Origin of the sequence: Streptomyces sp. ISL-43, assembly GCF_018614195.1 — a bacterium.
GTDB lineage: Bacteria > Actinomycetota > Actinomycetes > Streptomycetales > Streptomycetaceae > Streptomyces.
Genome location: NZ_JAGGOT010000031.1, coordinates 93084 through 114464 on the forward strand (window position 1 = coordinate 93084; position 21381 = coordinate 114464).

Annotated in this window: 24 protein-coding genes, 1 tRNA gene and 1 pseudogene; 15 read left to right on the top strand and 11 right to left on the bottom strand. The window is 69.9% G+C overall.

The window, feature by feature from the left end; genetic code table 11:
• Positions 1 to 6: 6 nt before the first annotated feature.
• From J7F03_RS18395 to J7F03_RS18405, 3 genes are all read right to left on the bottom strand, one after another.
• Positions 7 to 1269, bottom strand: coding sequence for an ABC transporter substrate-binding protein (locus tag J7F03_RS18395; protein ID WP_214950698.1), 1263 nt, complete (start codon positions 1267 to 1269; stop codon positions 7 to 9).
• A 123-nt stretch (positions 1270 to 1392) separates the two neighbouring features.
• Entirely contained in the window at positions 1393 to 3216 is a 1824-nt protein-coding gene (locus tag J7F03_RS18400) for a long-chain fatty acid--CoA ligase (protein WP_214950699.1), read from the bottom strand.
• Between the two features lie 208 nt (positions 3217 to 3424).
• Complete coding sequence (locus J7F03_RS18405) at positions 3425 to 4276, bottom strand: LysR substrate-binding domain-containing protein (protein WP_214950700.1); 852 nt, start codon at positions 4274 to 4276, stop codon at positions 3425 to 3427.
• Between the two features lie 205 nt (positions 4277 to 4481).
• Here J7F03_RS18405 and J7F03_RS18410 point away from each other — a divergent pair, with 205 nt between their 5' ends.
• The gene (locus J7F03_RS18410; RefSeq protein ID WP_214950749.1) at positions 4482 to 5588 is read left to right on the top strand and encodes a bile acid:sodium symporter family protein; all 1107 of its coding nucleotides are present in this window, start codon (positions 4482 to 4484) and stop codon (positions 5586 to 5588) included.
• 9 nt (positions 5589 to 5597) lie between these two features.
• Positions 5598 to 6029: a (2Fe-2S) ferredoxin domain-containing protein gene (locus J7F03_RS18415; protein WP_214950701.1), complete on the top strand. Its 432-nt coding sequence runs from the start codon at positions 5598 to 5600 to the stop codon at positions 6027 to 6029.
• A gap of 134 nt (positions 6030 to 6163) precedes the next feature.
• On the opposite strand, the gene fdhD is transcribed toward J7F03_RS18415, so the two are convergent.
• Complete coding sequence (gene fdhD / locus J7F03_RS18420) at positions 6164 to 6997, bottom strand: formate dehydrogenase accessory sulfurtransferase FdhD (RefSeq protein WP_214950702.1); 834 nt, start codon at positions 6995 to 6997, stop codon at positions 6164 to 6166.
• Positions 6998 to 7202: 205 nt separating this feature from the next.
• On the opposite strand from fdhD, the gene J7F03_RS18425 reads away from it, so the two are divergent.
• Positions 7203 to 8144 carry a beta-ketoacyl-ACP synthase III gene (locus tag J7F03_RS18425; protein WP_214950704.1) on the top strand — a complete coding sequence of 314 codons (942 nt, stop codon included), beginning with the start codon at positions 7203 to 7205 and terminating at the stop codon, positions 8142 to 8144.
• A gap of 101 nt (positions 8145 to 8245) precedes the next feature.
• Here J7F03_RS18425 and J7F03_RS18430 read toward each other — a convergent pair whose 3' ends face one another.
• Positions 8246 to 8398 (bottom strand): hypothetical protein, encoded by a 153-nt coding sequence (locus J7F03_RS18430; RefSeq protein WP_214950706.1) that lies wholly within the window; start codon positions 8396 to 8398, stop codon positions 8246 to 8248.
• 117 nt (positions 8399 to 8515) lie between these two features.
• Between J7F03_RS18430 and J7F03_RS18435 the strand changes: the two genes are divergently transcribed.
• Positions 8516 to 8600, top strand: a tRNA-Leu gene (locus J7F03_RS18435).
• A gap of 154 nt (positions 8601 to 8754) precedes the next feature.
• Here J7F03_RS18435 and J7F03_RS18440 read toward each other — a convergent pair.
• Complete coding sequence (locus J7F03_RS18440) at positions 8755 to 9477, bottom strand: transposase (protein ID WP_251072109.1); 723 nt, start codon at positions 9475 to 9477, stop codon at positions 8755 to 8757.
• 8 nt (positions 9478 to 9485) lie between these two features.
• Positions 9486 to 10049, bottom strand: coding sequence for a TetR/AcrR family transcriptional regulator (locus tag J7F03_RS18445; protein WP_214950709.1), 564 nt, complete (start codon positions 10047 to 10049; stop codon positions 9486 to 9488).
• Positions 10050 to 10153: 104 nt separating this feature from the next.
• Here J7F03_RS18445 and J7F03_RS18450 point away from each other — a divergent pair, with 104 nt between their 5' ends.
• The 3 genes and pseudogenes from J7F03_RS18450 to J7F03_RS18460 all read left to right on the top strand — a co-directional run.
• The gene (locus tag J7F03_RS18450) at positions 10154 to 10462 is read left to right on the top strand and encodes a hypothetical protein (protein ID WP_214950711.1); all 309 of its coding nucleotides are present in this window, start codon (positions 10154 to 10156) and stop codon (positions 10460 to 10462) included.
• A gap of 85 nt (positions 10463 to 10547) precedes the next feature.
• Positions 10548 to 11270: a VOC family protein gene (locus tag J7F03_RS18455; RefSeq protein ID WP_214950714.1), complete on the top strand. Its 723-nt coding sequence runs from the start codon at positions 10548 to 10550 to the stop codon at positions 11268 to 11270.
• Positions 11271 to 11319: 49 nt separating this feature from the next.
• A pseudogene (locus J7F03_RS18460) lies at positions 11320 to 11511 on the top strand (IS5/IS1182 family transposase); the annotation flags it as partial.
• Positions 11512 to 11722: 211 nt separating this feature from the next.
• On the opposite strand, the gene J7F03_RS18465 reads toward J7F03_RS18460, so the two are convergent.
• Positions 11723 to 12118, bottom strand: coding sequence for a helix-turn-helix domain-containing protein (locus J7F03_RS18465; protein ID WP_214940178.1), 396 nt, complete (start codon positions 12116 to 12118; stop codon positions 11723 to 11725).
• A gap of 63 nt (positions 12119 to 12181) precedes the next feature.
• Here J7F03_RS18465 and J7F03_RS18470 point away from each other — a divergent pair, with 63 nt between their 5' ends.
• The 5 genes from J7F03_RS18470 (at position 12182) to J7F03_RS18490 (ending at position 16557) form a co-directional block, all read left to right on the top strand.
• Entirely contained in the window at positions 12182 to 13006 is an 825-nt protein-coding gene (locus tag J7F03_RS18470; RefSeq protein WP_214950717.1) for an MBL fold metallo-hydrolase, read from the top strand.
• 622 nt (positions 13007 to 13628) lie between these two features.
• Complete coding sequence (locus J7F03_RS18475) at positions 13629 to 14294, top strand: transposase domain-containing protein (RefSeq protein WP_214950719.1); 666 nt, start codon at positions 13629 to 13631, stop codon at positions 14292 to 14294.
• Between the two features lie 155 nt (positions 14295 to 14449).
• Positions 14450 to 14968: a MarR family winged helix-turn-helix transcriptional regulator gene (locus tag J7F03_RS18480; RefSeq protein WP_214950753.1), complete on the top strand. Its 519-nt coding sequence runs from the start codon at positions 14450 to 14452 to the stop codon at positions 14966 to 14968.
• Between the two features lie 148 nt (positions 14969 to 15116).
• Complete coding sequence (locus J7F03_RS18485; protein ID WP_214950721.1) at positions 15117 to 15590, top strand: hypothetical protein; 474 nt, start codon at positions 15117 to 15119, stop codon at positions 15588 to 15590.
• A 100-nt stretch (positions 15591 to 15690) separates the two neighbouring features.
• Entirely contained in the window at positions 15691 to 16557 is an 867-nt protein-coding gene (locus J7F03_RS18490) for an NmrA family NAD(P)-binding protein (RefSeq protein ID WP_214950724.1), read from the top strand.
• Between the two features lie 627 nt (positions 16558 to 17184).
• On the opposite strand, the gene J7F03_RS18495 is transcribed toward J7F03_RS18490, so the two are convergent.
• The gene (locus J7F03_RS18495) at positions 17185 to 17979 is read right to left on the bottom strand and encodes an agmatine deiminase family protein (protein WP_308379707.1); all 795 of its coding nucleotides are present in this window, start codon (positions 17977 to 17979) and stop codon (positions 17185 to 17187) included.
• 321 nt (positions 17980 to 18300) lie between these two features.
• Between J7F03_RS18495 and J7F03_RS18500 the strand changes: the two genes are divergently transcribed.
• From J7F03_RS18500 to J7F03_RS18510, 3 genes are all read left to right on the top strand, one after another.
• On the top strand, positions 18301 to 18873 hold the full coding sequence (locus tag J7F03_RS18500) for a TetR/AcrR family transcriptional regulator (RefSeq protein ID WP_214950726.1): 573 nt from the start codon (positions 18301 to 18303) through the stop codon (positions 18871 to 18873).
• A gap of 10 nt (positions 18874 to 18883) precedes the next feature.
• Positions 18884 to 19615, top strand: a complete 732-nt coding sequence (locus tag J7F03_RS18505) for a GNAT family N-acetyltransferase (protein ID WP_214950728.1) — start codon at positions 18884 to 18886, stop codon at positions 19613 to 19615.
• A gap of 187 nt (positions 19616 to 19802) precedes the next feature.
• Positions 19803 to 20078, top strand: a complete 276-nt coding sequence (locus J7F03_RS18510; protein WP_214950730.1) for a hypothetical protein — start codon at positions 19803 to 19805, stop codon at positions 20076 to 20078.
• 140 nt (positions 20079 to 20218) lie between these two features.
• Here J7F03_RS18510 and J7F03_RS18515 read toward each other — a convergent pair whose 3' ends face one another.
• Entirely contained in the window at positions 20219 to 20389 is a 171-nt protein-coding gene (locus tag J7F03_RS18515; protein WP_214950731.1) for a hypothetical protein, read from the bottom strand.
• 172 nt (positions 20390 to 20561) lie between these two features.
• Entirely contained in the window at positions 20562 to 21119 is a 558-nt protein-coding gene (locus J7F03_RS18520) for a TetR/AcrR family transcriptional regulator (RefSeq protein ID WP_214950732.1), read from the bottom strand.
• Between the last annotated feature and the right edge of the window lie 262 nt (positions 21120 to 21381).

Here is a 21381-nt window from a genome sequence, read left to right on the forward strand (position 1 = left end):
GGCCCGCTACTTGAAGGGGATGGGCTCGTAGCACTTGAACGGTACGGAGACCTCGTACGCGCCGTTCTTCAGCTGGACGAGTGCGCCGCAGCCGAAGCTGTCCTTCTGGCCCTTGGGCTCCGAGCGGTCGCCGACGAGGGTGGCGGTGTCGGAGAAGCCCTGCGCGGCGGCCTGGAAGGACTCGACGGTCAGGTCCTTCCCGGCCTTCTTCGCGATGGACACGAACAGGTCGGCGGACATGTACCCGGTCATCATGTGCATGTTGAGCGGCACGTCCTGCCCGCCGGACGCGGCCTTGATGTCGGCCTTGAACTGGGCCATCTTCGGGTCGGTCGACTCGAAGGGCTCGAACTGCAGCAGGACGTGCACGCCGTCGAGGGCCTGCTTGGTGGCGTCCTTGGCGAGCAGGCCGGGGTCGTAGTCGGTCGGGTCGGAGAGCAGCCCCTTGTACCCGCTGCGCTTGAGCGAGGTGAACAGCCCGATGTTGTTGGGGGTCTGCATGACGGAGACGACCGCGTCCGGGGCCTTGCCGTCGTTGCTCTCGAGGATCTCCTTGACGTAGGCCGACCAGTCGCTCGGCACGGCGGTGCCGGGCACCGAGGCCTTGGCGTAGGCGACCTTGAACCCGGCGCTGGTGAAGCCCTGTTGGAAGGTGCGCACGCCGAACTTCCCGGCGTCGCTGTCGTTGGCGATGATCGCGACGGACTTGCCCTGGGCCCCGCCGAGTACCTTGCCGATGCCCTCGGGCCAGGTCTGGTTGATGGTGCCGCCGGGGGTGGGGACGAGGCAGCCGTTGAACCCGTAGATGTACTTGGGGCCGCAGAAGGACGGGAGCGTGCCCCAGCCGAAGGTGGGGACCTTCTCCTGCTCCAGGAAGTCGGCGCCGGAGAAGGTGACCGAGCTCATGGGGGAGACCGCGAAGACCTTGTCCTGCTGGACGAGCTTGCGGGCCGCGGCCAGGTTCTTGGCCGGGTCCTGGCCGTCGTCCTCGGCGCCGATGTAGTCGATCTTCCGTCCGTTGACGCCGCCCTCGGCGTTGGCTCTCATGTAGCGGGCCTTCGCTCCGAGGTCGGTGTCCTTCTTGCTGTAGCCGCTGGCGCTCGTCATGGACACGATGCCGCCGACCTTGATCGCGTCGGCGCTCACCCCGCGGGAGTTGCCGGTGTTCCCGGGCTTGTCGGGGGAGGAGCCGTTGGAGGCGGAGTTGCAGGCGGAGACGAGTGCGAGAGTCGCCGCCGCGGCGGCCAGGGTGCGGATCGGTCGCAACATGTGTGGATCCCCTCCGGTCGGAATCCCCGCATTCTGTGCGTGACCTGACGCATCGTCAATATCAATGACCAAGTGAAGTGACGATGCGTCAGATGTGAGAGGAGGGAGTCCTCCCGGGTGTGGTCAGGACTGGTAGAGGGCCGCCACCTCCGCCTCGTACGCCTTCTCGATGGCCCGCCGCTTCAGCTTCAGCGAGGGCGTCAGCAGACCCCGCTCCTCCGTGAACTGCTCGGCCAGGACACGGAACGTACGGATCGACTCGGCCTGGGAGACCAGGGTGTTGGCGGCCACCACCGCCCGGCGGACCTCCGCCGTCAGGTCGGGGTCGAGCACCAGATCCGCCGCCGGCAGCTGCGGGCGCCCGCGCATCGCCAGCCAGTGCGCGACCCCCTCCATGTCCAGGGTGAGCAGGGCCGCGATGTACGGCCGGTCGTTGCCCACCAGCACGCACTGCGAGACCAGCGGATGCGAGCGGACCCGTTCCTCCAGGGCGGTCGGCGCGACGCTCTTGCCGTTGGAGGTCACCAGGATCTCCTTCTTGCGCCCGGTGATCGTGAGGTAGCCGTCCTCGTCGAGGCGCCCCAGGTCCCCGGTGGCCAGCCAGCCGCCCCGCAGCACCGCCTCGGTGGCCGGCGTGTCGTTGAGGTACCCGGAGAAGACGTGGGCGCCGTGCAGCCAGACCTCCCCGTCGTCGGCGATGTGCACGGTGGCGCCGGGTATCGGCTTGCCGACGGTCCCGTACTTGGTGGCCCCGGGCGGATTCGCGGTGGCCGCCGCGCACGACTCCGTCAGTCCGTACCCCTCGAACACCGTGACTCCGGCGCCGTCGAAGAACAGCCCGAGCCGGCGCGACATCGCGGAACCGCCCGACATGGCGTGCCGCACCCGCCCGCCCAGCGCCTCGCGGACCTTCCCGTACACCAGCTTCTCGAAGAGCTGGTGCTCCATGCGCAGCTTGGCCGAAGGCCCGGGCCCCATGTCGAACGCCTTCTGCTCGCGCGCCTCCGCGTACCGTACGGCCACATCCACCGCCCGGTCGAAGGGTCCGGTCCTGCCCTCGGACTCGGCCTTGCGGCGGGCGGCGGCGAAGACCTTCTCGAAGACGTAGGGGACCCCGAGCACGAACGTCGGGCGGAACGCGGCGAGATCCGGCAGCAACTCGGCCGCCGCGAGCACCGGTTGGTGCCCGAGCTTCACCCGGGAGCGGACGGCCGCCACCTCCACCATCCGCCCGAAGACGTGGGCGAGCGGCAGGAACAGCAGGGTGGAGGGCTGCTCGCCCGGCCCGGCCTGGAAGACGGACTCCCAGCGGGTGACCATGGTGTCGGCCTCGAACATGAAATTGCCGTGGGTCAGCACGCAGCCCTTGGGGCGGCCCGTGGTCCCCGAGGTGTAGATGACGGTGGCCGTCGCGTCGGGCGTCACCGCCCCCCGGTGGCGGTGCACCACGTCCTCGGAGACCTGCCGGCCGTCCTCGGACAGGGCGTCCACCGCGCCCGCGTCCAGCTGCCAGAGCAGGCGCAGGCGGGGCAGCCGCTCGATGACCGAGCCCACGGTCATGGCCTGGTCCTCGTCCTCGACCACGCAGGCCGTGCACTCGGAGTCGTACAGGATCCAGTGCACCTGCTCGGTGGAGGAGGTGGGGTAGACCGGGACGGGCTGGGCGCCGATCGCCCACAGGGCGAAGTCGAAGAGGGTCCACTCGTACCGGGTACGGGACATGATCGCGACCCGGTCCCCGAAGCGGATGCCGTGCGCGAGCAGCCCCTGGGCCAGTCGCGTGACCTCGGCGGCCAGTTCGCCCGCGGTCACGTCCTGCCAGACCCCGCCGGTCTTGCGGCCGAGCACGACCCGGCCGGGGTCCTCGCGGGCGTTCCGGAAGACGGCATCGGCCAGACCGCCGACGGGTGAGCCCGTGACGACGGGTGGGACGGTGATCTCGCGCAAGGACCCGCTCCTCTCCGCACAGCGCGGTGACGCTACCCCAGCCCTCCCCGTCGTTGATCAACGGGCGAAGACCTCCACAAGACCTCCCCAGCCGGTGGCTCAGGCCGTGACCACGGAGATGTCGAAGCCCGTCCCCGCGCGGCCGCGGTCGCGGGCCGGGGCGTGCAGGCCGGGGCCGGGGCGGAGCTTTGGCGGTCGCGGGCCCCGGCTACGTGGCCCGCGTCAGGCGGTCCGCGCCGGAGAGGATCGCCGCCGCCAGCGCTTCGGCGGCGGCCGATACCCGGGGGCCGCGCAGCAGTGCGAACTCCACCGAGCCGAGGTCCGGCAGGCCGCCCACCCGGACCAGCCCCGGCGGGATCAGGCCCCGGGTGTGGGCCATGACGCCCAGCCCCGCTCTGGCCGCCGCGATCAGACCGCTGAGGCTGCCGCTCGTACAGGCGATCCGCCAGGGCCGGCCGTCGGCCTGCAGTACGTCCAGCGCCCGCGCCCGCGTGATCCCCGGCGGCGGGAAGACGATCAGCGGAACCGGCCGGTCCGGGTCCACCCGCAGGCCCTCCGCCCCGATCCACACCATCCGGTCCCGCCACACCAGCCGTCCCCGCTCGTCGGCGTCCCCGCGCCGCTTGGCGAGTACGAGGTCCAGCCGCCCCGCGTCCAGCCGCTCGTGCAAGGTCCCCGACAGCTCCACCGACAGCTCCAGCTCCACCTCGGGGTGCTCGTGCCGGAACGCCTCCAGGATCTCCGGCAGGCGGGTCAGTACGAAGTCCTCCGAGGCGCCGAAGCGCAGCCGGCCCCGGATCCGGGTGCCCGCGAAGAAGGCCGCCGCGCGCTCGTGCGCCTCCAGGATCGAGCGGGCGAATCCGAGCAGCGCCTCGCCGTCCTCCGTGAGCTCCACGCTGTGCGTGTCGCGCAGGAAGAGCGGCCGGCCCGTGGCCTCCTCCAGCCGCCGTACGTGCTGGCTGACCGTGGACTGCCGGACACCGAGCCGGGCGGCGGCCTGCGTGAAGCTCAGCGTCTGGGCGACGGTGAGGAAGGTGCGCAGCTGGACGGGGTCGTACATGCCGCCCAGCCTAGAGGGTCATCGCGTTTCGTGATGACAGTCACCACGGTGTGCGGGTTTCCCGATCACCGTTCCACCCCCGAACATGGGAAGGACCCCTGCCCGCACCCGGGCGGCAGCATCAGAGACAGCACCGCACCCGCACCCGCACCCGCACCCGCAACAGCAACAGCAACAGCAACAGCAACAGCAAGTGAGCACCCCCATGCGCCGCCCGCACATCCCCGCCTGGCTCCCCGCGGACCCGTTCATCATGGGTCTGCTCGCCACCGTCGCCATCGCCGCCCTGCTCCCCGCCCGCGGCGCGGCCGCCCCGCTGGCCGAGGCCGCCTCCACCGGAGCGGTGGCGCTGCTCTTCTTCCTCTACGGCGCCCGGCTCTCCACCCGCGAGGCCCTCGACGGCCTGCGCCACTGGCGGCTCCACCTCACCGTGCTCGCCTGCACCTTCGTCCTCTTCCCCCTCCTCGGCCTCGCCGCCCACGCCCTGGTCCCCACCCTCCTCACCCCCTCCCTCTACAGCGGCCTGCTCTTCCTCTGCCTGGTCCCCTCGACCATCCAGTCCTCCATCGCCTTCACCTCGATCGCCCGGGGCAACGTCCCCGCCGCGATCTGCGCCGGCTCCTTCTCCAGCCTCATCGGCATCTTCCTCACCCCCCTCCTCGCCGCCGGCCTGCTCGGCAACAGCGCCGGCGGGTTCTCCCTCGACTCGGTGCTGAAGATCGTCCTCCAGCTCCTCCTGCCCTTCCTCCTCGGCCAGGCCCTGCGCCGCTGGGTCGGCGGCTTCCTCGTCCGCAACAAGAAGGTCCTGGGCTACGTCGACCGCGGCTCGATCCTGCTCGTCGTCTACACCGCCTTCAGCGCGGGCATGGTCGCCGGGATCTGGCACCAGGTCAGCGTCGCGCGCCTCGGCGCGCTGATGGTGGTGGAGGCGGTCGTCCTCGCCGTGATGCTCCTGGCCACCTGGTACGGGGCCAAGCGCCTGGGGTTCGACCGCGAGGACCGGATCGCCATCCAGTTCGCGGGGTCGAAGAAGAGCCTGGCCGCCGGACTCCCCATGGCCAGCGTGCTGTTCGGCGCGCAGGCGAGCCTCGCCGTGCTGCCGCTGATGCTCTTCCACCAGATGCAGCTGATGGTCTGCGCGGTCCTGGCCCGGCGTCGCGCCCAGGACACCCAGGACACCCAGAACGCCCAGGACGCCGACGAGGCCGCGGGGGACACCGGCGCCGAACTCCCCGGTGGAGCCGAACTCCCCGCCGACCATGTGGCGGAGGTCTCCCACACCGCTCAACACCCCGCCCCGCAGGCCCGGTAACGTGCGGCGGTGACCTGGATACGCCCGCTCTCCGCCCACGCCGAACGCCCCTGCACCCTGGTGGTCTGCCGGGGCTGCTGCTGCGGCGACCCCCGCAAGAACCCCGGCACCGACCACGCGGGTCAACTGGCCCGGCTGCGCGAGGCCGCCGCGGCCTCCGGGGGCCGCCTGGCCGTCCGTACGACCGACTGCCTCGGGCCGTGCGCACAGGCCAACGTCATCGTGGTGCAGCCCACCACCGAGGCCCGCCGCCGGGGTGCCCGCGCCGCCTGGTTCGGCTGGGCCCTCGACGACACCGCCACCGACGAGATCATCGCCTGGGCCGAGTCGGGCGGCCCCGGAGCCACCCCGGTCCCGCCGACCCTCGACCTCCACCGCATCGACCCGCCGACCCCCAAGCCGGCCAAGCCCGCCTCCCGCCGAGGCCGCAGGGGGCGGTGACGCCACCGTCCGTTGACGCCACCGTCCGTTGACGTCACCGTCCGTTGACGTCACCGCCCGTTGACGTCACCGTCCGTTGACGTCACCCTGCTGCCCGGCACCCTCGCCCTCGGCCCCACCCCCGCGGCGGCGCCTCACGCCGACAGGTCGATCCGCTCCTCGCCCGCGTAGACGTTCATGTCCCCGTCCCGCAGGAACCCGACCAGCGTCAGCCCCGACTCCAGCGCGAGGTCCACCGCGAGCGAGGACGGCGCCGACACGGCCGCCAGGACGGGAATGCCCGCCATCACCGCCTTCTGCGCCAGCTCGAAGGAGGCCCGGCTCGACACCAGCAGCACCGATCCCGCCAGGGGCAGGAGACCGGCCTGCAGCGCCCGGCCGACGAGCTTGTCCACCGCGTTGTGCCGGCCCACGTCCTCCCGTACGTCGATCAGCTCGCCCCCCGCCGAGAACAGCCCGGCGCCGTGCAGCCCGCCCGTGGCGTCGAAGACCTTCTGCCGGGCGCGCAGCCGGTCCGGGAGCTCCCCGAGGAGCCGCGCGCTCACCCGTACGGGATCGTCGGCGACGCCCGGGAACCGGGTCGCCGTGCGCACCGCGTCCAGGCTGGCCTTGCCGCACAGCCCGCAGGAGGAGGTGGTGTAGACGTTCCGCTCCAGCGTGATGTCCGGCACGGGAACCCCGGCGGCCAGCCGCACGTTCACCACGTTGTACGTGTTGGTTCCGTCCTCCGCCGCGCCTTCGCAGTAGGTGACGGCGGCGACGTCCGAGGCCGAACCGAGCACGCCCTCGCTGACCAGGAAGCCCACGGCCAGCGCGAAATCGTCCCCCGGCGTGCGCATCGTGATGGCCAGCGGTTTGCCGTTCAGCCGTATCTCCAGCGGCTCCTCGGCCACCAGCGTGTCCGCCCGGGTGCCCGCCACGCCATTCCGGATCCGGACGACGCGACGGCGTTCGGTGACCCGTCCCATGTGATCAGCCCACCTGTTCTGTCCTCGCTGTACCGTTCGCGCACCCATTCTCGCGGATCCGCTTCGGGCACCGTCCCCGGCTGGAAGATCCTCGGGAAGCTCCAAATTCCGGGCACTGAATCCTGTCGGGTCACGCGCCCTCGTACCCATGGGTAGCAGGCGAAGCTGGGACGTCCTGACTGCCGTACGAGGGGGGAACCCACCCATGACCGGTTCACGCGTGGTGGCGCTAGGGCACTACCAGCCCGCGAGAGTGCTCACCAACGAGGACCTCGCGGCCATGGTGGACACCAACGACGAGTGGATCCGGTCCCGCGTCGGGATCAAGACCCGCCACATCGCCGGCCCCGACGAGCCGGTGGACGAGCTGGCCTACCAGGCAGCGGGCAAGGCCCTCGCCGGCGCGGGCCTGACCCCGGACGACATCGACCTCGTCCTCGTCGCCACCTCCACGGCCATCGACCGTTCCCCCAACATGGCCGCCCGCGTCGCCGCCAAGCTGGGCATGGGCGGCGCTCCCGCCGTCATGGACATCAATGTCGTCTGCTCGGGTTTCACGCACGCCCTGGCCACCGCCGACCACGCGATCCGCGCCGGCGCCGCCACCCGCGCCCTGGTCATCGGCGCGGACAAGATGACCGCGATCACCGACTGGACCGACCGCACCACCTGCGTCCTGACCGGCGACGGCGCCGGCGCGGCCGTCGTCGAGGCCTGCGACGAGCCCGGCATCGGCCCGGTCCTGTGGGGCTCGGTGCCCGAGATGGGCCACGCGGTCCGCATCGAGGGATCGCCGCCGATCTTCGCGCAGGAGGGCCAGTCCGTCTACCGCTGGACCACCAGCCAGCTCCCCCCGCTCGCCCGCAAGGTCTGCGAGAAGGCGGGGGTCACTCCCGAGGAACTGGCCGCGGTCGTCCTCCACCAGGCGAACCTGCGGATCATCGAGCCGCTCGCCGCCAAGATCGGCGCCGTCAACGCCGTCGTCGCCCGCGACGTCGTCGACTCCGGCAACACCTCGGCCGGCTCCATCCCGATGGCCCTGTCCAAGCTGGTCGAGCGCGGCGAGATCCCCTCCGGGGCGCCCGTCCTCCTCTTCGGCTTCGGCGGCAACCTCTCCTACGCCGGCCAGGTCATCCGCTGCCCGTAGCCCCGGCCCCGGCTTCGGCGGCGCCCTCAGGCTCCCCCGAGGCCGGCGGCAGGCGACCCCGCCCGCGAGCGCGAAGGCAGGCGCGGCCCCGACGCCCGGCGTCAGGAATGCGTCCACGGCAGCGGACCCACCCCGATGCCGATCGCGATCCCCGACGCGCCGAACACGATGATGATCGCGGGGAGCACGCCCGCGCCGTCGCCCGTAGTGAGACGCACCGTCTCGCCCGACCCGTGGGCCCGGCCTCCGGACATGCCCGCAGGTCAGCGCGGCGCGTCGAACTCCGGCCGGGCGAAATATCTGGTCGGAACCCCGCCGAACCTTTGCTATTGTTGTCCATGTCGCCGCGGGAAACCGGGGCCGATCACCTAGTCCGGGTGGCGGAATGGCAGACGCGCTAGCTTGAGGTGCTAGTGCCCTTTATCGGGCGTGGGGGTTCAAGTCCCCCCTCGGACACAAAGGTCAACCGACCAAATGGAGCCGGTCAAAGCGACGTATTGTCGCTTTGACCGGCTCTGTTGTTGTGCGTGAACGTGATCTGGCCCCCTGCGGTTCGCAGGGGGCCAGAGTCGTTTGTTCTGGTCAGGCAGGTTTTTGAGGTCGGGGTGGATCAGGACTCAGGACTGGGACCCGGGAGGTAGCCCTTGGGGGTCCAGTGGTGGGGGTTCCGGGGCTTGTGGCGGTTGGAGGGGCGTCGGCGGGCGGGCTGCGGCGAGGCTTGAACCTGGTCGGGGAACTGCTTGGCAAGTCCCCGGTAGCCCGCGTCGACCTTGGCCCTGACCTGGGGGTACTGCTCGAACAGCTCGCAGATTCCCTCGGTCTTCACGGCTGTCTGGTCGTGCATTCGGCCGGGCCGGAAGGCCCCGGCCCACAGGGTGCGGCCCTGCCCGTCAGTGACGACGGTGGCCTTCTTGGTGTTCTGCCGCATCTTGCCCGAGGCGTAGGCGCGACGGCCTGGCTTGTTCGCCCGGTGTCGTCGAACCCGGACCTCCGTCCCGTCCAGCCGCAGCTCGACATCCTCAGCCGCCGCATAGGCGAAGACGTCCGCGAGAGTGCGAAGCCGCCGGTCGCCATGTCCGGGAACGGCGAAGCCACGAGCTGCCAGAAGGGGACGGACTTCGTGGACAGCCCAGGTGATCGTGGAGCGGTCCACTCCGTAGAGCAGGGCCAGAGCCGCGTGCGGGAGCTGGAATCGCAGGACGACCAGTGTGGTGATGACCCGGTCGGTGAACACCAGCTGGTGATTCGGTCCCGCGCCGGCCGCACGCAACCGGCTGCGGCCTCGACGCTTGTGCAGTCGGCCCTCCTCGGCGGCCATCCATGCCTCGGCCAACTCTGCGATCAGCGAAGGCCGGAGAGCAGGGCCGCAGCAGCTCTGTCGAAAGGAGCGATGCTGCCTGCAGCGCGACACAGGATGTGGGCGCCTTCGAGCGTGACGATCATGAGGGTGGCCAGATCAGCGGCCTGGGACGAGCTCATTCCGGCATGGGTGAGTTTCCCGGCGAGCTCGCCGCCCCATCCGGTGAATGCTTCGGCCGCGACAGTGCGCAGGCTGCTCTGGTCGGCAATGGCCGCACCGCCGTCGATAGTGACCGCCGCGATTGCGCAGCCGCCGCCCCCGGCGGACGCCTGCACCACGGGGCGGACGCTGCCAAGGAACGCCTCGACGACTTCGCGTGGCGTGCGGGCCGGCAGTTCGTGCAGGTGGCTGCGGACGTCTTCTGCGTTGCGGCGGGCGGCTTCGAGTGCGAGTTGCTGTTTGCCGCCCGGGAAATGGTGATAGATCGCTCCACGCGCGGCACCACTCTCGGCCAGGACGTCGGTGAAGGACATCGCGGCCAGGCCGTGGCGCTGCAGCAGTCCGATTGCTGCGCTGATCATGCGGGACTTCGTGTCTGCGGCCATCCCGACCCCCTTGACTAGTACGGCCATCCTAGTCCATGCTCACCCCGCTAGGACGCACGTACTAGTAGCGTGGGCTGGACAGCCCCCGAAACCGGAGGTTCGTGATGGGCAAGACGTTTCTCTACACCGAGATCCAGGCAGCAGTGCCGTTTGACCAGTTCGACTGGCACCAGATCAATGCGGCGCTGAAGACCGCGCCGGGCCTGATCCGCAAGACATGGCTGTCCGGCATCGGAACTCACACCCTCGGCGGCTTCTACGAGTTCGACAGCACCCAGAACGCCCTGGCCTTCGCTCAGGGCCCCTTCGCCGAAGAAGCCCGCCGGGCCGGAGCCCCGGCAACGACACGACTGTTCGACGGCGACATCGTCAAAGACGCCAGTATCGACCTGAACTCGCCCTACTACACCTGACACCGCAGGTTGCCGCCGAGTCGGCTCTGAACACCGCCTCGCTCCACCGCCGGGGCGAGGCGGCCTCAACCGGAAAGTCATCTCGATGAACATCACGCGGCACCCCGAGAACACCGTGAGCTGGATCGACCTCGGCACCCCCGATATGGGGACGACGACGGCGTTCTACACCGCGCTGTTCGGCTGGACCGTCGCCCAACCGGACTCCAACGGCTACCGGCTCTGTACGCTGCGCGGACATCTCGTCGCCGCCCTGGGGCCGGCCGAGGATGCAGGCGCACCCTACTGGACGACCAACGTCACCGTGTCGGACGTCCAATCCACCGCCACCCGCTTCACGAACCTGGGCGCCCAGATCATCGTGGCACCAACCCAAGTCGGGACGCTCGGCCACGCCGCCGTCACGATCGACCCCGTCGGCGCACCACTGTCACTCTGGCAGCCCGGAACCCATGACGGCATGCAGCTGAAACACGAACCGGGGACCTTCGCCCGCATCAGCCTTCTCACCGACCACTCCGCGCATGCCGCCGCTTTCTATCGACCAGCACTGCACTGGAACTCCAACCCCCAGCACACCGAGTTCCGGTTGCCGGACAATTCCATCGCCGCCACCGGCAAGCCGCCAGGGAGACCAACGGCGCAGCGATCACTCTGGCTGGTCAGTTTCGCCAGCAACAGACCCACCGCCGACGTCAAGCGGGCCCGACAGCTCGGTGCGACCGAAGTTCGCCAGAACTCCAACAGAGACGTGGTCATGCGCGATCCCACCGGCGCCCTGTTCGGGCTCACCCCGCACGTCCGATAGTCCCGCTCCGCCCGAACGCGTTGCCCCAGGCAATCGCGCACCAAGTTGTAAACGCATCGGGGTGCGGATCGCCAGGAAAGCCATCGAGTCCAGCGAACGATCAGGGTGCCGCCGGTGGGTGACCGAGCGGACCATGTCCTGGCTGACTGGCTACCGTCAGCTGAGCCACCGCTACGAACGCCACCGCAGCAGCTACCTGGCCTTTCTCGGCCCCGCGGCAGCCCTTTGCTGCTACAAGTGACTCGTCCGCCTCGCCGCATAGGACAGGGTCTGAACGTCAAGCGCAGAGACCGCCGTCTCCTCCGTGGCCAACTCGTCAAGCTTCGCCGTCGTCATGCAGCCTGCCGACGGTCTTAGGCACGTGCTGACTCCACTTCGGAGGCAGGTTCGCAGCCGGGTCGCGGTGTCGTCCCGACCGATGGCATTGGACGCTCGCGTCTCGACGCAGACGATCACTTCCTCCGCTCGGCGACGCCTGGGGCGCTTTCATCGAGCCAGCTCGGTCGCGCGGGCGGCCCCGGCAGATCGGGATCGGGATCAGTCCACTCGTTTCCCCAGGCGACCAAGGCTGCGAGCACCGGTACCAAGGCGCGCCCCCTTTCGGTGAGGAGGTACTCGAAGCGGGCGGGTTTGAGGCTGTACTGCGTGCGCATGAGGACGCCCGCGGCGGTCAACTCCGCCAGCCGTCGGGCGAGCGTGTTCTCGCTCATCCGCAACCGATCGCGGAATTCGTCGAACCGGCGGGCTCCACCGAGGGCTTCACGCACCACCAGGAGCGCCCATCGTTCGCCGATCACGTCCAGTGCTCGGGCGGCGGGACAGTTGTCGAGGGCGAGGGGCGAACGCATGTCCTCAGCCTAGCGGCTTCCATGATGGAAGTGAATTGCTAGCATCCCCTAGTGGCTTCCATAGTGGAAGTCGTCAAGGAGGGGTGCTTCCAGATGCAGAGACTTCGTCAGGTCGGTATCGAGGTCGCCCGTGGGGTGTTCCGTTTCGGAGACGGCCATGTCAACTGGTACGTCATCGAGCAGGAGGGCGCGCTGACCGTCGTGGACGGCGGTATGCCCGATCACTGGCCCGCACTGATGGACTGGCTGAAGAAGCGGGGGCAAGGTCTGGACGCGGTTCGGGCCATCGCGCTCACCCATGGACACGCCGATCACCTGGGCATCATCCGCCGGCTTTCCGACGCCACCGGCCGGCCGGTGCACGTACACCCGGACGACGAGGCTCAGGCCAAAGGCGCCGGACTCCACATCCCACCCCGCCGTATTCGACGAAACGTGTGGAAACCTCACGTCTTTGCCCTCACCGTGAACTGGGGACGCGCGGGCCTGTTCACCGTCCCACCGATCCTGCATGCCGAGTCCTACGCCGACGGCCGGCGCCTGGACATACCGGGATCGCCTCAGGTGATCCACACGCCCGGCCACAGTCCGGGCAGCAGCTGCCTGCTGCTCGCCGACCGCGATGTCCTGATCACGGGAGACGCCCTGGTGACCCTCGACGTCGTCACCGGCCGTCGTGGCGTCGGGATCATGCCCGGCACCCTCAACGACGACCCCGAACAGGCATTGGACAGCCTGACCTCTCTGGCCGGAATCACAGCCACGACGCTGCTGCCCGGCCACGGCGAGCCCTACTCGGAAGGCGTGCCCACAGCTCTCGCGGCGGCCCGTCGACACGGCATCGACTGGAGGAAGCCGACGGCAGGCGCCCACGGCCACGCCCATTGACCGCAGTCCGTCCTGTCGAGCCCTCCGAGAGACCACGGATCTCCATCGGGCCATGTGTTGGTTCCGTAGCCGCCTGCACGCCCGCTGGGTGAGGCCGGCGTGGGCGGCGGCGGTTGTGCTCGTCGTTCTTGGCGGTGACGCGGGCGGAGGTCTCCTCACCGAGCTTGAGGTAGTGACCCAGAGTCGCCAGGCGCTTGTGCCGGGACTTGGCTCGGAGGTCTTCCGCGGGCTGGGGTCCCCGTAGTAGGGGTGGGAAACTGGCGGAATACGAGCAAAACGTGCCACACACCAGCGGACAGGTATCACAGGCGCGAATCGGTGTCGTAGGCGGTGGCGAGGACGTCCGCCGACTCGAAGAGACGACAATGTGGACACTGAGGTTGTTTCATAGGTGGTCGCCCAATGCCGCGAAGTTAAGGGTCGCCAGGCAGCTGTTCAAGGAGGGGCGTACACGCGAAGTCCATGCGTCGCGACGTGGGTTCGGCAGGCCGTGGGTAGGTCTGGGTTGTCCGGATCGAGAGTCGAGGCCTCGTTGGACGACCGGTCTGCTGTCCCCTGCCGCACTGCTCTCTCGGTCGAGGGTGACGTATTCGCCCCTGGGCATCTGGGTGAACTGACCCAGGTGGTTCCGTTCGAGCTCGTGGACGCCGTGCTGGAAGAGACGGGCCGCACCGAGTGCCGCCTGTGGATACTGCCCTCGCGAGTGGGGGTGTACTTTGTCCTGGCGCTGGGCTTGTTCGGGCATGTCGGCGCCGGCCTGGTCTGGCGGAAGCTGACCCATGGTCTGAGCGGGCTTGTGGTCCCGGTCCCGTCGGAGAAGGCGCTGCGGGACCTGCGGCGGCGCATCGGTGTGGCCCCGTTGAAGGCACTGTTCGAGACGCTGGCGGTCCCGCTGGCGCAGCCGTCCACGCCCGGCGTCCGCTACCGTCGATGGCGGACCGTCGCCTTCGACGGGTGCGGCTCGTTGAAGGTCCCCGACCACGAACGCAACCGCAACTGGCTCGGCAAGCTGCAGTCCCGGCTCGGCCCGGCGGGTTACCCGACGATGATGCTGATGGCGCTCGTAGAGACCGGCACACGAGGTGTGCTGGGTGCGGCCTTCGGCCCGACCCAGACCAGCGAGACCGCCTACGCCGCGCGACTGCTGCACCTGCTCGACCGCGACATGCTGCTGCTGGCCGCCCGCGGCTTCGACAGCCACTACTTCCTGGAGGCGGTGGCCGCCACCGGCAGCCAGTTCCTACCCGCTGCCGCTCCTACCGACGCCCGCCCGTCCTCGCGGTACTGAGTGACGGCTCCTACCTCACCCAGATCGCGAGCCTGCGACTGCGGGTGATCGAGGCCGAGGTGAAAGCGAACGGCGCCGACGGAAGCACCACCGCCGACCGGTACCGGCTGGTCGCTGCCTTGACAGTCCAAGTGATTAGCCGCCATATTATTTGCATGACGAGGGACGGCATCGATGGCGAGGCGCCCACGCTGGACCAGGCCAGGCGGCAGGTCGAGCACTACGGACTGGAGGTCGATCCGCAGGCGGTGCTGGTCGCGGTGCGGCTGATCTCGGCGGGCGCGAGGGTCGGCCGGGCGGCCGAGGCGCACTTTGCCAGGTTCGGCCTGTCGACGGGGCGCTACCGCCTGCTCGCCGACCTCGAAGACCACGGCGGGGAGAAATCCCCCTCGCGCCTTGCAGTCGACCTCGATGTCTCCAGGGCCACGGTCACCGGCCTGCTGGACGGCCTTGAGCGCGAGGGCCTGATCGCCCGCCGCCCGTCCGCGGAGGACGGCCGGGGCACGGTGGCCGTCCTGACCGCGCGCGGGGCGCAGCGCCTGCGCGACATGGCGTCCGAGCATTTCGGGCGGCTTGAGACGATGGTGGGCGGGCTTTCCGTCGAGGAGCGTGCGGTGTTCCTGGATCTGCTCGCCCGCGTCGTGCGCGGCAGTGCGGCCCTGGCCGCTGACTGACCCGGCTCTCAGCTGGTTTGGCCCCGCCCTCCGGGTAGGGCCCTTTTTGCGAGGCGATAGTTAGCTGCCTAATTATATTGGCGGAGTGGGCCTGACGCCCCCCGCCCCAACCCTTCGCTTCCCTCACACGAACGAGAAAGAGGCCAGCATGCCCGCAACGAAGGACACAACCAGCCGAAACCGGGCAGCCCCCCGGCTATCCCGGCCGTTCACCCTGTGGCGCGAGGTGCTGACCGCCTACGCCGCCCCCGCGTTGATGGCCGGTACCGCCGGAGTCGTCACCGGGCAGCAGGACCTGGCCGTGGCCGCCTGCACCTCCATCGCCGGCACCTCCGCCGTGGTGGCGTTCCTGGTGGGCACCTGGCTTCGGCACGGCGGGCAGCCCCAACGGTGGACCACCACCACGCCGCGCGTCGCCCTGACCGCCGCACTCGTCATCACCGCCGCCGGCGCGGCGGCCCTGCTGGGATGGTTCACCGCCCAATGGCTACCCGCCCACACCCCGATCCCCGCCACTCCGTGGCTGGAGCGCCTGCGCATCGACCTGCCCGTCTCCGCAGCCCTCGCCACCACCATCGTCACCCTGCGCTGGCGCAGCACCACCACGGCATCCCCGACATAGCCCACCCCGGCACCGGGCCCACCCGCCCCACGAGCCCAAGCCCGACCGAGCCCACCCGGCAGCACCCGCCGCCGAGAAGTCGCCAAGGAATGAGCAGACGATGATCGTTGTCATGGGAGCGACCGGAGCAACCGGGAACGCCCTGCTCCACAGCCGCCTCACACTCGGCACCCCCGTCCGCGCACTGACCCGCACCCCGCACAGGCCGATCCCCGGCATAACCGGCGCACACCAACCGCCCGTCGAGGTTCAGTACGCCGACGCCACCGACCCCCACTCCCTGCGCACCGCCTTCAAGGGCGCCAGCCAGCTCTTCCTCGCCATGGCCAACAGCCCCGCACAGGTCGAACTCGAAACCCGCGTCATCGACATCGCCGCCCACGCCGGCATCGGACACATCGTCAAGATCTCCGCACCCGCCGCCGAACCCGACTCCCCGGTCATCATCTCCCGCGGACACCACGCCATCGAGGAACACCTGCGCGCCAGCGGTCTCACCCACACCATCCTGCGCCCCTACGCGTTCACCCAGAACCTCCTGCGCCTGGCCCCCGCCGTCGCCCAGGGCATCATCCTCGGCACGACGGGCGACGCGCCCTGCAACTACATCGACTGCCGCGACATCGGCGACGTCGCCGCCGCCGCCCTCACCAGGCCCGACATCGCCGGCGGCACCTACACCCTGACCGGACCCGAAGCCGTCTCCTACCCCACTCTCGCCTCACGACTGACCACCCTGACCGGCAATCAGATCCGCTACGTCAACCTCACCCCGGACGAACTGCGCGACAACCTCATCCACAACGCCCACATGCCCACCTGGCTCGCCGACCACGTGACGGAGATCCAACAACTCGCCATTACCCGACCCGAAACCCCCACCACCACCGTCATCGACATCCTCGGCCGCCCGCCCCGCACTCTCGACGCCTTCCTGCACGAACACCACGCCCACTTCCGCCGATAAGACGCCGCCTCAAGCCTGGTCACGAAACTGCGAACCGTCCCGCCGCACAAGGCAGATGATCAGTCCTCGGCTCGGCGGTGGGCGAAGCGGGTGAATCTCCGCCCGGCCGGGCACACGTGGAGCCGATACGCCGCTGGAGATCACATACGGTCACCGGCCGGTTGGGTTCCGCGGGGAACTGGTGAAAGTTGAATACGAGAGCCCACCAGTAAACGCCGTACCACCATGCTGTGCGGCGGACAGCACAGTCACGTGCGGGGCACACGGCCTGAGGGGGACGGACTGCTGCCCACGCTGCCGGCCTCCAGGAGCGGCTCAGGCCTCGATCGGATCATGGTCATAGGCCTTGGGAGACCTGTTGGTGGGGAGGAAGCCGCGGCAAACCACCCGGCACGCGGTGGTGACCGTCGCCGAATCGGATTCTCTGTCCTCATCAGGCGGCGGCCTCACCACGCAAGGCCTGATCTGCACAGTGGGAAGTGATCTTGATGCCCATGGGAACGATCACGTGATCGAACCAGAGAACCAGCCGGTCAGAGGATTCCGTCGGTTGGCCACAAAGGTCGAAAGACCGTCTGGCCCCCTGCGAACAGCAGGGGGCCAGACTTGTTTTCGGGCTGATGGCCGTTACGGGACCGGCTGCTGCTGGGTGACGCAGTGGATGCCGCCGCCGCCCGCGCCGAGGTTGTCGATGTCGAGCTGCTCGATCACCCGGCCCGGGAAGGCCCGCTGGAGGGTGGTCCTGGCCGCCGCGTCCGCGCCGCTGTCACCGAACTGCGGGGCGATGACGGCGCCGTTGCACACGTAGTAGTTGGCGTAGGAGCCCACGAAGTCGCGGCTGCGGGAGCGGATCTTGTCGTAGTCCGGGCCCTGCAGTTTGGTGACCGCGACCGGGTGGCCCTGGGCGTTGATGGCGGTGGACAGGATCTGGTATTGCTGGCGCGCGTCGTTCGACCAGGCGTCGGTGTCCTTCGCGAGCGGCATTTGTACGAGTCCCGACCCCTCGGCGAGGAACCGGGACGTCGCGTCGACGTGGTCGTCGGTGATGTCCCGGCCGAGGACGCCCTTGAACCAGACGACCTCGGAGGCGCCGAACGCGGCGCACATGGCCGCTTCCAGCTGCGCCTGGCTGACGCCCGGGTTGCGGTTCGGGTGCAGCAGGCACTGCTCGGTGGTGATCAGGGTGCCCTCGCCGTCGACGGTGATCGCGCCGCCCTCGAGGATCATCCGCGAGTCGATCCGGTCCACGCCGAAGTGCTCCAGCAGGGCCGCGGCGATCTTGTCGTCGGTGTCGTACGGGAAGTGCTTGCCGCCCCAGGCGTCGAAGCGGAAGTCCACGCCGGCCCGCTGCCCGTCCGGGCCGAGGACGAAGATCGGCCCGGAATCCCGGAACCAGGAGTCGTCCAGCGGCAGCTCGATCACCTCGACGCCCGCCCCGCACAGCGCGCGGGCCTCGTCGCCGCCTGCCGGGCAGGGTGACCATGGCCGGCTCGAAGGCGGAGATCGCGGCGGCGACCTGGGCGTACTCGGCCTTGAAAATTCAGTCAACCATTCTGGCCAAGCTGATGCGGAATTGGCCACACCGGGCGGGTCGGGGCGGTCCGGTGCTCGCACTTCAGTCGGGGGTGGGCGGGATCGGGCTTGCGAATGCGCTTGATCACGACATCCCGCCGGGATCGAGCTCCTGACGTTACGGTCAGGAAAAGCCCCAGGTAACGGACCCGGCGGGTAGAGTGACCCCTCGTGTCAGACCGTCGAACCGAAATACTCAGGGCCGCCACGCGAGTCATCGCGCGACGCGGCGTGCGCGGGCTCCGCGTGGGGGAGCTGGCAGCCGAAGCGGGTGTGTCCACCTCGCTGATCTATTACCACTTCACCGACCGCGCCGGGATCCTGCGCCGGACCCTGGAGTTCATCAGCGACCGCGCCGGGCGCTACACCGCCGAGCGCGAAGCCGGCCCGGACGTCCCCGTGAGCCCCCGCGACGAACTGACGCAGGCCTTGCTGCTCGAACTCCAGGACACCCCGGAGGTCCGGGAGAACAGCACGGCCTGGGGCGAGCTGCGAGCCAGCGCCGTCTTCGACCCCGATCTGCGCGAGGACGTGGCCAAGGCCACGCACAGCTGGGTCCACGAGATCTCCTACCTCCTCGCCCAGGCCCGGCCCACCGGCACGGCTCCCGAGCACGCGGCCGCCGCCGAACGCCTGACGGCCCTCCTCGAAGGCCTCAGCGTCCGGTGGCTCAGCGGCTCGCTGCCCTTGGAGCACGCGCGTCGGCTCCTCGCCGACGCGATCGACGGGGAACTGGCCACCTAAGCTGCGGATCATGGACCAGGAGACGACCGGCACGGCCGCCGAGACCGTCACGGCTGCCGAGCGCGCGGATCCGGTGATCGCCGAGCGAGCGGGGCTGGTGATCGACGAGCCCGCGGCTCCGGTAATCGACGAGCGAGCGGAGCTGGTGCTCGCCGAGCCCACAACTCCGGTGATCCTCGACGCCCTGGAGCTCGCGGCCGACCCGGAACGAGCGGCCCGGTTCGCCGCTGCGGCGCACCGGATCCTGGCCGAGCTGGTGGCCGGGGGAGCCGCGCTGGGCTGGGTCGCACCCCCCGCACCGGAGGAGGTGGCGGGCCTCCTCGAAGGAGTCGTGGCCGCCGCAGGGGCCGGGGACGCGGGTCTGCGCGCCGCCTATCTCGGCCGCCGGCTCGTCGGGTTGGGGTACTGGCAGCGCTACGCCCGCCCGACGCACCGGCCGCACGCCGACCTGGAGAAGATCGCGGTCGACGCCGCGGCCCACGGCCGAGGCGTCGGGCGGGCGCTGACCACCGCCCTGATCGAGGATGCCCGGACGGCCGGGATCGAGGTCCTCACACTGGACGCGCGCGGTGACAACACCCGTGCCCTGCGGCTCTACACCGCCCTGGGCTTCACCGAGTACGGGCGGCTGCCCGACTTCGTGGCCGTCGGCGAACGCCGGTACGACAAGGTGTTCTGCATGTTGGACTTCCGCGGCGGTCCCAGGCTCGCGCGGTCGCGAGTCCGGGGAAGTCGGCGGTGATGGCGCGGGATGCCGCATAGCCTTCGCTGTCGGTGGGGACGGTGAAGCTGGTGCGGTTGTCGGGGAAGACCGCTGCGGCGGTGCTCGATCTCACGCAGAGTAATCAGCCACGTTTCACGCAAGGCCCGTAGCGGCTCCTATTCGCAGCCTGGGCCGCGCCTCGCGCACTCGGGGATAATTGGGCGATATGAGCCTTACGTTCTTCGACGACAGGCGTCTGGCGTGTGACCTCTATGCCGCGGCGAGCCAGAACACCGGCCCCGAACAGGTCGGAGCAGGGATCTCGCGCGTGCTCGCCCCCATCGTGGCCCACGACGCGCTGGGCAGTTTCAGTTTCTGGCACCGGTACGACCCCGCGCTGGTCAGAGAGCTCGTCATGCACCGGCATCTGGGGAGTGACCCGCAGCGGTCGGCGATTCCGACTCCTGCGGACCCCGGCTGTCGTCGTGGGCGCGGACACTGACAGGTCGCCCTTGCCCGACCCGCGTGGGCGGGACATTCTCACCGCCCACGGGGCGAGTTCCGAGCTGCGTCTGCTCCTCCAGGACAGGCGCGGCGTGTGGGGGGCTCTCGGGCTCCTCCGCTGCGAAGGTGCCGTGCCGTTCAGCCGTGATGGTCCGCGTGGAAGACGTCGTCCCGGTCCTCCCGCCGGCGCGGCAGCGTCGTCCGTCGTCCGCCGTCCGGGGTCCCGCCGAGGCCGCCGAACCCAGCACGGCTCCCGCCCCCGAGGAGCCGGCCGAAGAGGGAGCGGCTGGTCCCGGGAGAGTCGCTCATCGGTATGTCTCCAGATCGGGTGGGGTGCCGGTCCCGGCCATGACCCGACTCTGTCGCTGACTGAAAATTCAGTCAAGACCTGAGGCGTGCGGAACCCCAGGGGGAAGGGGTGCTGTACGCGGCCTGGACCGATCCGGGTCCGGGCCGGCGGCCCCGGCCCGCGGGGCCGCGATCAGGTCCGGGCGAGGCGGTCCAGCTCGGCGGCGATGGCCGACACCATCAGCTCGCGGGCGTGCGCGAGGGGCAGGCTGCCGCTGAGCCAGCGCGAGCTGAGGCCCTCCACCAGGGCCGTCAGCCGCTCGGCGGTGCCGGCGAGCGCGGCGGCCCCGGCCATGGGCCGGACGCGGCCGAGCAGCTCGCCCACTTCCTGGACCCAGACGAGGGTGGCCCGCGCGAGGTCTTCCCGCAGGTCGGGGTCGAACACCGCGCTGGCCCGGAGCTCTCCCCAGGCCGTGCTGTTCTCCCGTACGCCGGGGTCGTCCTGGAACTCCAGGAGGAGGGTCTGCGCCAGCTCGCCCAGGGCGTCGAGCGGCGGATCGCCGGGATCCCGCTCGGTGGTGTACCGACCGGCGCGGTCGTTGATGAACTCCAGGGTCGCGCGCAGGATGCCCGCGCGGTCCTTGAAGTGGTAATAGATCAACGCCGTGGACACGCCCGCCTCGGCGGCGAGCTCCTCCACGCGCAGGCCTCGGACGCCGCGCCGGGCGATGACCCGCGCGGCCTCTTCCATCCTTTGGTCTTCGCAGGGAATCCCGGCCTTTAGGCCAAGGCCGTGAAGTTAAGGGCTGATCGGCTCTGTCAACATCAACATCCTGTTGACAGAGCCGATCAGCCCTTAACTTCATGGCCTTGTCCTTTAGGCCGGGAGGGAATGCGCTCCCGAGGGCGCAGGCGCGGAGCGCCGGAGTGCTCTGCGCCTCCTTCGGTGACGGTCAGTTGGGTCGCTTCTGGTTCTCGATGTAGTCCTTGACGATCTGGATCGGTGCGCCGCC

Coding starts and splice junctions, on each gene's coding strand:
- J7F03_RS18445 (WP_214950709.1), bottom strand. CDS start 10,049: ATGGCCGCAGACACGAAGTCCCGCATGATCAGCGCAGCAATCGGACTG.
- J7F03_RS18410 (WP_214950749.1), top strand. CDS start 4,482: ATGCGCCGCCCGCACATCCCCGCCTGGCTCCCCGCGGACCCGTTCATC.
- fdhD (WP_214950702.1), bottom strand. CDS start 6,997: ATGGGACGGGTCACCGAACGCCGTCGCGTCGTCCGGATCCGGAATGGC.
- J7F03_RS18395 (WP_214950698.1), bottom strand. CDS start 1,269: ATGTTGCGACCGATCCGCACCCTGGCCGCCGCGGCGGCGACTCTCGCA.
- J7F03_RS18485 (WP_214950721.1), top strand. CDS start 15,117: ATGCCCGCAACGAAGGACACAACCAGCCGAAACCGGGCAGCCCCCCGG.
- J7F03_RS18455 (WP_214950714.1), top strand. CDS start 10,548: ATGAACATCACGCGGCACCCCGAGAACACCGTGAGCTGGATCGACCTC.
- J7F03_RS18490 (WP_214950724.1), top strand. CDS start 15,691: ATGATCGTTGTCATGGGAGCGACCGGAGCAACCGGGAACGCCCTGCTC.
- J7F03_RS18515 (WP_214950731.1), bottom strand. CDS start 20,389: ATGAGCGACTCTCCCGGGACCAGCCGCTCCCTCTTCGGCCGGCTCCTC.
- J7F03_RS18465 (WP_214940178.1), bottom strand. CDS start 12,118: ATGCGTTCGCCCCTCGCCCTCGACAACTGTCCCGCCGCCCGAGCACTG.
- J7F03_RS18405 (WP_214950700.1), bottom strand. CDS start 4,276: ATGTACGACCCCGTCCAGCTGCGCACCTTCCTCACCGTCGCCCAGACG.
- J7F03_RS18425 (WP_214950704.1), top strand. CDS start 7,203: ATGACCGGTTCACGCGTGGTGGCGCTAGGGCACTACCAGCCCGCGAGA.
- J7F03_RS18510 (WP_214950730.1), top strand. CDS start 19,803: ATGAGCCTTACGTTCTTCGACGACAGGCGTCTGGCGTGTGACCTCTAT.
- J7F03_RS18430 (WP_214950706.1), bottom strand. CDS start 8,398: ATGTCCGGAGGCCGGGCCCACGGGTCGGGCGAGACGGTGCGTCTCACT.
- J7F03_RS18450 (WP_214950711.1), top strand. CDS start 10,154: ATGGGCAAGACGTTTCTCTACACCGAGATCCAGGCAGCAGTGCCGTTT.
- J7F03_RS18505 (WP_214950728.1), top strand. CDS start 18,884: ATGGACCAGGAGACGACCGGCACGGCCGCCGAGACCGTCACGGCTGCC.
- J7F03_RS18520 (WP_214950732.1), bottom strand. CDS start 21,119: ATGGAAGAGGCCGCGCGGGTCATCGCCCGGCGCGGCGTCCGAGGCCTG.
- J7F03_RS18480 (WP_214950753.1), top strand. CDS start 14,450: ATGACGAGGGACGGCATCGATGGCGAGGCGCCCACGCTGGACCAGGCC.